This is a genomic window from Leptospira hartskeerlii (genome assembly GCF_002811475.1).
Taxonomy (GTDB): Bacteria; Spirochaetota; Leptospiria; order Leptospirales; family Leptospiraceae; genus Leptospira_B; species Leptospira_B hartskeerlii.
In genome coordinates this window covers 172063-185037 of sequence record NZ_NPDL01000007.1, presented here as the reverse complement: position 1 = coordinate 185037, position 12975 = coordinate 172063, and the positions used below count along the sequence as shown (strand labels likewise).

Here is a 12975-nt window from a genome sequence, read left to right as displayed (position 1 = left end):
CAGGTCCAGAAAGAGTGATTAGTTATCGTTATAATCTACGGTAGCGGCGGGAGGGGTACCTGAACCTACGATGTAAAGCAAAAAGTAGAAAGATCCGCTAGTACCATTACTTACATAAGTGTAAGGATCTGATCCGGAGATATTGAATTTAGTAGTACCATCTGTGATAATCGAAGACTCAGCTAACGGACAATCCGTAGCTTCGTAAATTGTAGGTTGACCAGAAACATTCGGATTCTCCACAACATCTACCCCATGAAATACTACAGAATCGCTGTTTTGAATACCTAAGATTTCTACAATTGCAATTGGATGATTTACAAAAGGAATTCTCCCCCAGACAACATCCACTCCAGTTGAATCTTTCGCAACACGCGTACGATTTACACCTACCGCTGCCTTGCCAGGGAAATCCACCAAGCAGTCTCCCCCGCCGCTAAGAGCACTGATGATTGCCAAATTGTTTAGGTCGCCGCCATCGTCCTTCTTGCAATCAACGAAAGAAGCCGAGAGTAATAGCACCAATAATGACCAAATAGCTTTTTGTTTCATTTGAGTTTGTCTCCACAGAACAGTCGTTCCTAATACCCGTTTTTCAAGACTAGGTCTGAGTTTCAATCTCAATTAATTAAAAAGATCGAAAATCATTGTATAATTCTGTCAATCTGGCTTGTTATTTGGAAAAACGTCAGGTTTTCTGCTTTTTTCTCTCAGGCAATGGAACCACCACAAGATGAACCTGCTCCCGCAGTACATCCATAACAATGCTGGTGTAATAAGATCTCTCTGGAATCCAGCACAGATTTGTTGAATTCGGATATTCTACTTATCCTACCTTCTATCTTCATATCCAACATTTGGTTAAAATCACAATCGTATAGGCTTCCGTCCCAACCAACGCTTAATGTGTTACGGCACATGACGGCAGTTGCTGCCGCAGGATTGAAAGCAGTTACGAGTTTTTCTAAATAGGCGTCTATATTATCGTTTTCGAGTAATGATTCCAAAAAGCGGCTAATTGGCATATTCGTAAGTGCGAATAATGAATTGAATTCAACGCCATAGACCTGTTTTAATTCCTTTTTGAAATCGTTTTCCAATGTGGATTGTCCACCTGCAAGGAAGGCTCCCACAGGATTATAAACTAAATTTAATATAAGTCCTGAGCCAGGGATACCGTAGCCTAGTGCATTCAATTTTCTTAATGCTTCTATGGAACGATCGAATACACCCTCTCCCCTTTGAGCATCGGTCCTTCTTTTTTGGAAATATGGAAGACTGGAGACAACTTCTACCTTATGTTTTGCAAAAAATTCAGGAAGATCTTTGTATTTTTCCCCAGCCAGAAGAATGGTAAGATTACAACGGATCATGATCTTCTTTCCTAGTTTGGAAGCTTCTTCTACGAACCATCTGAAATTAGGATTCATCTCAGGAGCGCCACCTGTGATATCTAAGGTGGTAACGCCAGGTGTTGCCAAGGCTACCAAACATTCCTGCATGGTTTCCTTACTCATGATCTCTCTGCGATCCGGACCGGCATCCACATGACAATGTCTGCAGGTCTGGTTGCAAAGTTTTCCAACGTTCACTTGTAGTATGTCCACCCCTGTTGGGCGCAAAGGATAAAGTCCCGCCTCTTTTAATTTTTCCGAAAAACTAGGCAAATTTAATTTTCCGGAGACTTCCGTAAGAATTTTTAATTGTTCTTTGGAAGAAGCGAGTTCGCTCCCTCTTGCTAATAGGGATCTCATACTTTAGAAACTCCTTATATACCGAGTTCTTTAACTTTGTTTAATGCTTGGACACTATGAACCAGACTTGCGCCCCCACGGATAGCAGCGCCTACATGGATCGCTTCCCAGATCTGTTCTTCGGTTACACCTTTTTCGACCGTGTCGGTAGTATAAGCATCTATACAATATGGGCATTGTACTACATGTGCTACTGCAAGAGCGATCAAAGATTTTTCTTTAGCAGATAATGCTCCGTCCGCAAAAACCGCCCCGTAATAATCGAAAAATTTCTTTGCCAGATCTGGCTCAAATTCTCCTATATTGCCGAACTTTTTCAGGTCTTCCGGTTTATAATAAGTTGTTTCCTGCGCCACAAAGGGCCTCCATCGTTTTAATTATTCTTTAACTACGAATTGTAAATTATTGCACTTCTCGCAGACTTCTTCCGGTATCCATCCCCATTTTATCAGAAATCCGAAAACAAAACAACCGGCGCAGAATCCCAAAATGGATTCTAAACTTGCAAAAAATACGAGAACCCCAAGCACAACTTGGAAAGCGAATATCTGTCCTAAATATAATAGAATGAATGCTGTTCCGCTGAAGATAACTCCTACGAATTGTGCAAATCTTTTGGGAGGACCTGCCACAATTTTGGACCCAAGACCGAGTAACGGAACGATCCCATGGATCGCAAGTTTCGCAAATGGTGAAAACTTTGGCCCATACAATACTCTGGCTGAAAATCCATAGAAAAGTGCCGCAGCCAACCAAAGCGATTGCGTAATTATTGCGGCCAAACTTAAAATGACAACAAGGCCCGCAACGGTCCTTGCCGCGTATTCATTGACAGTATCTGGAAAATTACCGATTCGAATCATTCTTTCTTGCCTAATCTTTTCGCCTAGTTAGACTTTTCCTCTCAAGAATACAAGAATATTTTCGCTATATTGAACAAAATGGTTAATATAATTGAAAGAGAACCAAATAATTGGCAGAGTTTTGTAGGCACTTCGACAATTTTACTCTTTTGGGCATTTCCCCTCGCTCTGTTCCCAATATTCTTCGAAAGAAGTGATATTTGGTTACTATGTGGAGCTTTCTTCCTTAGCTTAAGCTTCTATATTGTATTTTTAAAATTCTTCTCAGTGGGAAGAGAGAAGATCGGCATCTGGGCCGGGATATTACTCAGGATCTGCTTTTTATTCACTCCTGTATTCTTGTCGGAAGATACATTTCGTTTTTTATGGGATGGGCTTTTAGTCTCGGAAGGTTTGTCTCCTTATTCGGAACTTCCCTCAAATGTAAACTTAGGGCTAAACCAAGACTTGGAGAAAGAGCTACTCTCTAAAATGAATTCTCCCAATTATTATTCGGTCTACCCTCCTATATTGCAGTTTTTATTTTTAGTTCCCGCATTCTTTTTAAAAAGAGGACTCTCCGTTTTCTGGGCAATCTCTATCTGGAAAATTATTTTAATTTTATTTGAATTAGGAATTCTTTATATATATTCAAAAAGAAAAAAAGAAGAAGGCTCCGGGAATTTTCTAAAATACTGGCTCCATCCGCTCGTACTTTGGGAAGGAATTGGAAACGGCCATCCGGAGCCGATCTTATTCTTCTTTCTATTTGCAGGAATACTCTCATGGGAAAAAGGAAAAGTTTTCAGAGGATTTGTATTTTATTTAGCCTCCATCCTGACCAAAATACTTCCTTTATTAGCTCTGCCCTTTTTGTTTTTTTATTGGTGTAGAAGGTCCACTGCTCGTAAAATCCTACTCTTCCTGGGTGCTTGTTTTCTAATTTTCGGATCGGCCCTCATCTGGGTCCTATTCTCAGAGACCGGAGAAAGAATTTTAGAAGAACATTGGAGAAAAGGAATCGGAGTCTATTTTACATTATTCGAATTTCATGGAGGGTTTTATTACCTTCTGAAAAATCTGATCAAATATACATGGTATCCTTATTCTACCGGGATCGTATTGGGAATCTTAAGCATTCTGACTATTTGTTTTTATTCTTTTAGGATTTCTAAGATCGAAACAGGCAACAAAACGGCATTTCTTCTGAACGTTTGGATCCATTTATGCGGGATTTATTATTTATTCTCGAGCACGGTCCATCCTTGGTATTTTCTTCCGATCCTTGCGGCTTCCATATTTACAAAAACGATTTGGCCTTTGGTCGCTTCGGGTATCTGGATATTATCTTATTCTACTTATTCTTCTTTTCCATATTATGATAGGAACTGGGTCCTGGTCTTAGAACATTTTCTTGTGCTTGGGACCTTTTTCTTGGAAAATTTTCTCTTGCTTAAAGATAGAAGAGGACCAAAATATTTCGAAAGTTCTTACCTAAATTTTAGGAATCATCTATGCTCCCGAAACATTTCGAAACCTTAGCAAACACATTGGAAAAAGAGATCCTGGCTAGCGAACAGATCCGAAGTAAGATACTTCTTGCGGTTTTCGGAATTGCAGGGCTGTCATGGGGTGCGCTATTCTTATTTTTCGAAAAGGAATTCAACCAAAGCACTGGTATCGAGTTCCCTTTTGCAATATTGATTATTTCCCTGACCTTCGCGACAGCTTACGAATTCGGATTTTTAAAATTATTGAATTATCTCAAGAAAAAAGGATTTAAACTTCCTCTTCTACCTAGATTCGGGAACGCGCTGATAGAAACATCTCTCCCCGGGGTCATATTATTCATTTTAGTCCAAAAACATTCTCATCCTATTATTCCTTTAAACTCCCCCATTTCCAATCTATATTTTATTTTTATAATACTCTCGGTTCTCAGAATGGAGTTCGGACTTTCTTTTTTTACGGGAGCCATCGCTGCAATCCAGTATCTGATCGTCGGCCTATTCTTCGTTACCGACTCTCCTTTAAGTGCAGAATCCGCTTATACATACTTCTATTCTCATATCCCTACTTATATGCGGTCCGGGATGTTTTTAAGTTCAGGGATCGTGGCAGGATTAGTAGGCTTACGACTTAAAAAAATACTGAAAAACTCAGTGGAACGTCTGGAAGAAAGAAACGAAATTTTAGGAATGTTCGGGCAATATGTTTCTCCTTCCGTAGTAGACAAACTGATGAGCCAGAAAGCGGACACAGCTTCCGAAAACAAGGACGTATGCGTGATGTTTTTGGATATTCGCAACTTCACAAAATTCTCGGAAGATAAAAGTCCCGCAGAAGTGATCTCTTATTTAAATACTCTATTCGAGGATATGATAGAGATCGTGAACAAGCATAATGGGATCATAAACAAGTTTTTGGGAGACGGGTTTATGGCGGTATTCGGAGCCCCTCTTTCCGACAACGGTAAAGATGCTAAGAATGCAGTCTCTGCTTCATTAGAAATTCAGAAAAAAGTAATAGAGATGAATGTCTCCGGTAAGATCCCTGAAACTAAAATTGGCATAGGACTGCACTTCGGAGAAGCTATGACCGGTAGCGTAGGTTCCTCCCAAAGGAAAGAATACACAATTATCGGAGATACAGTCAATCTTGCTTCCAGAGTGGAACAATTGAACAAAGATTTCGGAAGTGAAATTTTGGCCACTGATACAGTTTACGAACATGTAAAACATTTCTTAGAAGCAGAGTCCCTTCCCCCGGTAAAAGTAAAAGGAAGAGAGAAAGAAGTCCTAATCTACAAATTGACCTGATGCAAACTCCTGAATCCCATTACGAAAATTTTTTGGCAGAAAAATATTCTTGGATGCTAGGAGATCTTTCCATAAAGGAAAAGGACCAACTAGAATTTTTCAGATCTTTCGATATTTCTCCTCAAGGAAACGGAGTCGCCTGGGATTTAGGGGCAGGAAGTGGGATACAATCTATTCCTTTGGAAATATTGGGATTTCAAGTTTTAGCCATAGATTTCAGCGAAAAATTATTGTCCGAGATCCAAATCAGGAAACCGGATACAAAGATCAGGACCAAGGCTGCTGATATAAGATCCACAAACTTATACCAAGGAGTTTCTCCAGAATTACTTTTATGTATGGGAGATACGATTACTCACCTGGAAACAGAAAAAGATTGGGAGACCACTGCAAGTCTTTGGTCTAGTTTCCTTTCTCCAGGAAGTAAATTAATTTTAGGTTATAGAGATCTGAGTTATGGAAAACCGGGGGATAAAAGTATTTTTGTGGTTCGCTCGGAAGAATTCAAAATTTTCACCTGCCAATTACAATTTATCCATAATAAAGTAGAAGTTACGGATATATTTCATGAGAAGACGGATAAAGGATGGGCTGTTTCTTCCAGTTCGTATAACAAACTCATCCTTCCTGCAGAAGCTCTGATCAATACCATATCACAGAAAAATTTTGAACTAATAAGAAAAGATGAGAAAAACGGGATGAAGTTTTTACTTTTCGAAAAGCTTTGATTTGACCCTTGTTCTTAGGATCCGTTCCTTTCTATAGTTTATTTTAAGAGGTCCTTTTTCTCAAAAACCATTCGACAAGTCCGGACTGACTGGGAATTTGTACGTATCCTTGCCCGGGACCCTTCCATGATAGATAAACTGATACGTATCTCCATTAAGAATAGAATTTTCATACTAATACTCACTGCAGGTATTACAATTATAGGTTTTTATAACGCGTATCAGCTTTCTATAGATGCAATCCCAGATATCACAAACGTTCAGGTTTCGGTGGTCACTCAATCTCCGGGTCTTTCTCCAGTAGAGGTGGAACAGTTCATTACATATCCGATCGAGATGGAACTTACAGGTGTTCCTCATGTAACGGAGATCCGTTCTATTTCTAGGACCGGGGTAAGTAGTGTTACTGTTATCTTCAAAGACGGAACAGATATTTATTTTGCAAGGCAGCTCATTAACGAAAGATTAAGAGCCGCTGAGGCTGTGATCCCTAAGGGTTATGGAAGTCCCGAACTTTCTCCTATCGCAACTGGTCTTGGAGATATTTACGAATTTGTTCTAACAAGCGATCGTCATAATCCGGAAGAACTCAGGACTTATATGGAATGGGAACTTGCCAGAGAAATCAAATCTACCGAAGGGATTATCGACGTAAATATCATCGGCGGGGAAGCAAGACAATACCAGATAAAGATAGATCCTCAAAGATTAGCAGTTCATAATATTACATTATCCCAACTTTGTGATAAACTCGAGACTGCGAACCAGAATACAGGCGGTGGCTATATCTCCAAAAGTGCGGAACAGATCGTGATCCGAGGAGAGAGCCAATTCAAAACCGTCGATGAGATACGTAACGTAGCGGTCCAAACTGAAAGAGACGGGGTTCCTCTTCTTTTAGGTCAGATCGCCACTGTGGAAACCGGTCCTGCACTTCGTTTCGGACTAATGACCAAAGATGCAAAGGGAGAAGTTGTTGGCGCCACTGCAATGATGCTCATGGGCCAAAACTCTTTGGAAGTAGTAAAGAGAGTCAAAGAAAAGGTTGAAGTATTAAGAGCCAGACTTCCTGAAGGAATGAAGATCGTAACATTCTACGATCGTTCCGAATTTATCGGAAGAACATTAGGCACCATCTTCACTAACTTGGCGGAAGCTGCGGTGCTTGTAATTATCGTTTTAATATTCGCGCTAGGAACTGTAAAAGGTGCGCTCTTAGTCAGCTTATCCATTCCGATCCCGATGCTTGCTGCCACAATATTCATGAGAATGTTCGGTATCGTCGGGAACTTGATGTCTTTAGGAGCATTGGACTTCGGACTCTTGGTGGATGGAACCATCGTGATGTTGGAATCCGTTCTTCACGGTTTTATTCTAAAACAAGCCTTTTACGAACAACAGAATTCGCAAGAAGACAGAAAACTCGCGGCAGAACAGATCATCACAGATTCCTGTGTGAGAGTGGCAAGAGCCGCAGCATTTTCGGTGGGGATTATCTTGTTGGTATACCTACCGCTTATGACTTTAGAAGGTGTGGAAGGTAGAATGTTCAAACCTATGGCGATGACGGTCGCCATCTCACTTGCTATGGCGCTCTTATTCTCTCTAACCACTTTCCCTGCCGCAGCGAGTATTCTATTCCAGACCCCGGTATTCCATCATAGCAAATTCTGGGATAGAGCAGAAGAGTTGTACATGCAACTTCTCGACTTTGGTATGGCCAACAAAAAGTTATTCTTAAGAGCGGGTTTGGGAGTATTTGCAGTTTCTTTAATATTAGGATCCACTTTAGGATCTGAGTTCCTTCCACGTATCGATGAAGGAGAATTTGCGATAGATATAAAAAGACTCCCTTCTACTTCTATCAATTATTCCAGAGATACCAATACCGAAATGGAGAAGGTAATCGCGCAGTTCCCGGAAGTAACAAGCGTTGTAAGCAAGATGGGTAGAGGTGAATCGGCAGCAGAACCTATCGGAACGGAAGAAGGAGAATCCATGGTGAAACTCATTCCTTCTAAAGAATGGACAACCGCCTCTTCTCGGGACGAACTCATGGATAAGATGAAGGATGCAATTCTGAAATCAGTTCCTTCCAGTACGATCTCACTTTCTCAACCGATTGAAAACAGGGTGAATGCTCTTCTCTCCGGATCCAAAGCGGACGTGGTAATCAAAATCTATGGGGACGATCTTCAAACATTAAAGGACACTGCATCAAAATTTGCGGATAAGATCAAAAAAGTCCCCGGTGCTGCAGACTTAAGAGTGCAAAGAGTTCTTGGACTTCCTTTAATACAGATCAAAGCAGACCGACAAAAGATGGCGCGTTACGGCGTTGCCGCCGAAGAAATTCTCACCACTGTTGAGTCTTTGCGTATCGGAAGAAATGCAGGAAAAGTATTCGAGGGCTTCAAACGATTCGACTTAGTCGTTCGTTTACAATTGGATGTTTCCGACCTGGACAAATTGGAAAATATTCCAGTCATGACTTCCACCGGAGTTACAGTTCCCCTAGGTCAAGTAGCAACCATTGAATTTGTAGAAGGTCCTGCTGCAATTTACAGAGAATCCTTAAAACGAAGGATCATGGTAGAAACAAACGTAAGAGGGAGAGACTTAGTAGGTTTCGTAAACGAAGCCCAGAAAGTCACTGCGGACATAGAAAAAAATCTTCCGGACGGTTATAGAACGGACTGGGGTGGCCAGTTCGAAAACTTCCAAAGAGCGAAGAATAGATTATTACTCGTGGTTCCGATCGCACTCGGGATCATATTCGTGATGTTAATCGCTGCATTCGGAAATATTTATTATGCTGCGGGAGTATTTATAGTAGTACCGCTCGCAGTCGCTGGAGGGATCATCGGGCTTGTGATTAGAGGACTTCCTTTCAGTATTCCTGCAGGAGTCGGGTTTATCGCAGTAAGCGGTATCGCAGTATTGAACGGAGTCGTATATGCCTCCACTCTCAAAGAAGAATTAGAAAAAGGTGTCGCGGTCTCTAAAGCAGTATTGTCTGCGGGACTTCATTCACTACGACCAGTAATGACTACTGAGATCATTGCGGCAGTCGGATTTATTCCGATGGCAATCTCCACAATGGCAGGCGCAGAAGTACAAAGACCTTTGGCAACTGTGGTGATCTTCGGAGTAATTGTTGCGACTGTTCTTTCCAGAGTACTTCTTCCGATCGTGATGGAATTCCTACTGAATATCTACCAAGATCAGGAAAGAAGAAAAGAAGCTCGTAAAAGAAAATTAGAGTCCGAATTCCAAGCCTCCAGAGTCCAAGAAAGGATTCCGGAAATCCTGGAAGAAGTTTCCTGGGATAGTGAAGAGATCCAAGAAGAACCGGAAGAATTTATCAGCTCCAAATCTAAACGTACAAAGAACGGATTGAAAAAGAAAAAGTAGGATTGTCGCTGCGGCAGGGATACGCAGGGGAAGTCCGAAGGACCAGAGCCCGTAGTAGCCCGGTCCCGAGCATCGTCGAGGGAGCCGCCCTACTTCTTAGTCTTTAACCCGGCCAAAATCGTGTTCACGACAGATCTTAAAAAATCGATCCGATCTTCTTCTATATTATCGAATACCATTCGAGGATGGTGGAAAGCAGCTGTTCCTTCAAAGATAATCCTCGCTCCTTCTTTGGGAGTATTACAAAAAAATAATCCTTTTTGCATTCCCTCTTGGACCATTGCTTCCAGTTGCTTGTACATCGTCTGGATATGTTTTTTAACGAACGGCCTTGTTTTTTCTGCGGAATTATTGAATGCAATGTAAATTCTCGGGTCGGACTGGACCTTCTCTCTTTTCATCATATGGAGAGTCATCAACCAGTCCAAAATCCTTTCTTCCAAAGGACTAGTTTTAGCTGAAATTTCGGCAAGAGCAAGATCGATACGATCCAACCATCTTTTGGAAATGGAATCGAGTAACGCTTCTTTGTCTGCGAAATGTTTGTATAAGGCAGCGTGGCTTAGATTCAGATTTCTAGCCACGTCGGTAAGTTTCAAACGCTCGACGCCGTTTCTTCTGATCTCAATCTCAGCGGCATCGAGCACTTTTTCTTGTAGTTCTTCTGGCTTTAAACCTGTTTTAGGCATTTCTCATTTAACGACGAGCTGCATCGAATGAGATGGGTATCTATCTCCTTGGAAGGCACCTTCCGGAAAAGAATCGTCCAGGGTTTTCAGTTCTTCCGGACTTAAGTTAACCGAAAGAGCTTCTAAATTTTCCCGAAGACTTTCTCTTCTCGTGGAACCGATCAGAGGAAAAATATCCTCTCCTTTGTGAAGCACCCAAGCGATAGCCAGTTGGGCAGTACTACAACCCTTCTTCTTTGCAAGCTCTTGAAGCAGACTCACACGCTCTAAATTCGCTTCAAGGTTTTTTCCCTGGAAGCGAGGAGAAATAGATCTAAAATCTGCAACACCCAAAGAGCTCTCTATCTTTCCCGTCAGAAGTCCCCGTCCCACAATTCCGTACGGAACGATCGCGACTCCAAGTTCTCTAGCGGTTTGTAGGAGTTCCTTCTCTATCACGCGAGTGGCCAAAGAATATTCAACTTCCAAAGCAGTGACTGGATGGATCTTATGAGCCCTTCTCAAATTTTCAGGAGAAGCTTCCGAAATCCCCAGATAACGCACATATCCTTCTTTGATCAGATCTGCAATCGCACCAACAGTCTCTTCGATCGGAATTTCCGGATCGACCCGAGACGCCTGGTAAATATCGATCACGTCCACTCCGAGTCGAGTGAGAGAATGTGCCGCAAAGTTTTTCACGGAGTTCGGTCTGAAATCGTATCCGATAAATGCTCCAGATGGACTGCGAAGTCCTCCGAATTTCACGCTGATCATGGGTTTGTTTTTTCTTCCTTTCAACGCTTCGGAAATCAAAAGTTCGTTATGACCAATTCCGTAAAAGTCTCCAGTATTCAGGAAATTGATCCCTGAATCTAAGGCCTCATGAATGGCCGCGATGGATTCTGCCCTGTTTCTGGTCTCTTTTGTTCCATAAAAGTCCGACATCCCCATACAACCCAAGCCAACTTGGGAAACTTCAGGACCGTTTTTACCTAATTTTCTCAGTTTCATTCAAAACCTCCATTTAGTTACAACTTACATTTTTAATAATTTGTAACTAAATGCAAGCACTTTTCCAAACGGTTTTTGTCGGAGTTCCTACATTTCTTGCTTTTCGCTTACCGACATAATACCATTTTAGTTTTCCGGAGTAGCAGATCCCATGGAACACCAGAAACCAATCGTCCAACTTTTGGACGCGACCACAGAACCTTTCAATCTAGCCATAGCGTCTGCGAGAACCTGCTATTCTTCTAAAGGGATCCTTCTTCCAGAAGATATGGTCCGCACGGAAAAATCCCTGGAGATCAGGGACAAGGTGGCCAAATCTACGAAGAAGGCGGGTCACCTCACCACTAGACAACATCCTCATTTTATATTCACGCTGGACAAGGTATCCCGCCAGTTCGTTTGGTCTTTTCTACATTCTCATCCATATTATAACTCCGAGCAGGTGAGCCAAAGATATGTAGAAGTGAAAAAGGAAAATTATTATATCCCACCTACTCTTTCAGGAAAGCAGAAGGAACTTTATTTGGAAGCAGTAGAATCTGCGTCTAACGCGTACTTCGAATTTGTTGAACTACTGCATCCATTCATCCAAGACGAATATTTCCTCGTATACAAAGCCAGAGCAAATTATCCGGAAAAATGGCAGCAACCGATCAAGAAGAAGTGCCTGGAAGTGGCACGTTATCTTCTTCCTTTGGGAACATATACTTATTTATATCATTCCGTCAATGGACTCACTCTACATAGATATCATCGTTTGATGAATTCTTTCGATGTTCCGGAAGAACAACGCTTGGTTGTGGAAGAGATGATCGAAAAAGTAAAAGAGATCGATCCGCTTTATGTGGAAGAAATGGATGATCCGATCCCTCTGGAAGAAACTGCGGAGTATAAATTTTTCAAAGATTTCTACCAAGACAACTTATTCGAATACAGACCGGAAGCGGCTAAAAATTTCGTAAGAGAATTCGATGAGGATATGGATAACCGTTATTCAAGACTAGTTTCCTATTCTTCTAACGGTCCGGAAGTTTTGGCTTCTTCTGTTCGTGCAGTTTTAGGTTTATCTAAAACTTCTCTGAACGATGAAGAAGCGATCCGACTCGTAATGGATCCTTCTAAGAACAAACATCTGACTTCTACTCTGAACGAAACTACTTTGAGTCCCCTTTCCAGAGCAATGTTCAATGTACATTATTCTTTCAAAAAGAGGATCTCCCATTCTGCAGACAGCCAAGATCAAAGACATAGAATGGTACCAGGCTCCCGTCCTGTGCTTATGAGCCAGTATACCGGAATGCCCGACTACATCGTTCCTAAAGTTGTATTAAAATATCCTCAATTAGAAGAAACTTATAGAAGAAGAATGGACGGAATCTTCAAGAGCCTGAACCGTTTTATTGAAGCGGGAGGAAGCCCTGAACACGCTTCTTACCTTCTTCCGAATGCATTCCCGGTCCGTTTTTATGAAAGTGGGGATCTACTAAATCTTCATCATAAGTGGAGAGCAAGAACCTGTTATAACGCTCAGGAAGAAATTTTCCAGGCTTCGATCAACGAACTTGTAGATTTAACTAAGGTCCAACCTGAGATCGCAAAATGGATTAAAGCTCCTTGTTGGATCCGCTTGCAAGGTGATATCAAACCTTATTGCCCTGAAGGGGATCATTATTGCGGAACCCAAGTTTGGAAAAGAGAATTGGATGAGTATGACAGGACTCTTTAGTCTTTCGGAA

General features: G+C 41.6%; 11 protein-coding genes. 5 read left to right on the top strand and 6 right to left on the bottom strand.

Annotated features, from left to right (window positions below):
- Positions 1–18 precede the first annotated feature (18 nt).
- The 4 genes from CH352_RS14090 to CH352_RS14075 form a co-directional block, all read right to left on the bottom strand.
- Positions 19–552 (bottom strand): LIC20153 family lipoprotein, encoded by a 534-nt coding sequence (locus CH352_RS14090; RefSeq protein ID WP_100707662.1) that lies wholly within the window; start codon positions 550–552, stop codon positions 19–21.
- A 158-nt stretch (positions 553–710) separates the two neighbouring features.
- Positions 711–1754 (bottom strand): arsenosugar biosynthesis radical SAM (seleno)protein ArsS, encoded by a 1044-nt coding sequence (gene arsS / locus CH352_RS14085; RefSeq protein ID WP_100707663.1) that lies wholly within the window; start codon positions 1752–1754, stop codon positions 711–713.
- A gap of 14 nt (positions 1755–1768) precedes the next feature.
- Positions 1769–2110 carry an arsenosugar biosynthesis-associated peroxidase-like protein gene (locus CH352_RS14080; RefSeq protein WP_008590515.1) on the bottom strand — a complete coding sequence of 114 codons (342 nt, stop codon included), beginning with the start codon at positions 2108–2110 and terminating at the stop codon, positions 1769–1771.
- 21 nt (positions 2111–2131) lie between these two features.
- Positions 2132–2617 (bottom strand): DUF4395 domain-containing protein, encoded by a 486-nt coding sequence (locus tag CH352_RS14075; protein ID WP_100707664.1) that lies wholly within the window; start codon positions 2615–2617, stop codon positions 2132–2134.
- Between the two features lie 78 nt (positions 2618–2695).
- Between CH352_RS14075 and CH352_RS14070 the strand changes: the two genes are divergently transcribed.
- From CH352_RS14070 to CH352_RS14055, 4 genes are all read left to right on the top strand, one after another.
- Complete coding sequence (locus tag CH352_RS14070; RefSeq protein ID WP_100707665.1) at positions 2696–4138, top strand: MptA/MptB family glycosyltransferase; 1443 nt, start codon at positions 2696–2698, stop codon at positions 4136–4138.
- Positions 4111–5415 (top strand): adenylate/guanylate cyclase domain-containing protein, encoded by a 1305-nt coding sequence (locus CH352_RS14065; RefSeq protein WP_100707666.1) that lies wholly within the window; start codon positions 4111–4113, stop codon positions 5413–5415. Before CH352_RS14070 ends, CH352_RS14065 begins: the two co-directional genes overlap by 28 nt.
- On the top strand, positions 5415–6143 hold the full coding sequence (locus CH352_RS14060; RefSeq protein ID WP_100707667.1) for a class I SAM-dependent methyltransferase: 729 nt from the start codon (positions 5415–5417) through the stop codon (positions 6141–6143). The genes CH352_RS14065 and CH352_RS14060 overlap by 1 nt, the downstream gene beginning before the upstream one ends.
- A 126-nt stretch (positions 6144–6269) precedes the next feature.
- Positions 6270–9557, top strand: coding sequence for an efflux RND transporter permease subunit (locus tag CH352_RS14055; RefSeq protein ID WP_100707668.1), 3288 nt, complete (start codon positions 6270–6272; stop codon positions 9555–9557).
- Positions 9558–9646: 89 nt separating this feature from the next.
- On the opposite strand, the gene CH352_RS14050 is transcribed toward CH352_RS14055, so the two are convergent.
- Together CH352_RS14050 and CH352_RS14045 are read right to left on the bottom strand one after the other, a co-directional pair.
- Entirely contained in the window at positions 9647–10246 is a 600-nt protein-coding gene (locus tag CH352_RS14050) for a TetR/AcrR family transcriptional regulator (protein ID WP_100707669.1), read from the bottom strand.
- 3 nt (positions 10247–10249) lie between these two features.
- Positions 10250–11239 carry an aldo/keto reductase gene (locus CH352_RS14045; protein WP_100707670.1) on the bottom strand — a complete coding sequence of 330 codons (990 nt, stop codon included), beginning with the start codon at positions 11237–11239 and terminating at the stop codon, positions 10250–10252.
- Positions 11240–11390: 151 nt separating this feature from the next.
- Here CH352_RS14045 and CH352_RS14040 point away from each other — a divergent pair, with 151 nt between their 5' ends.
- Positions 11391–12965 carry an FAD-dependent thymidylate synthase gene (locus tag CH352_RS14040; protein WP_100707671.1) on the top strand — a complete coding sequence of 525 codons (1575 nt, stop codon included), beginning with the start codon at positions 11391–11393 and terminating at the stop codon, positions 12963–12965.
- Positions 12966–12975 lie beyond the last annotated feature (10 nt).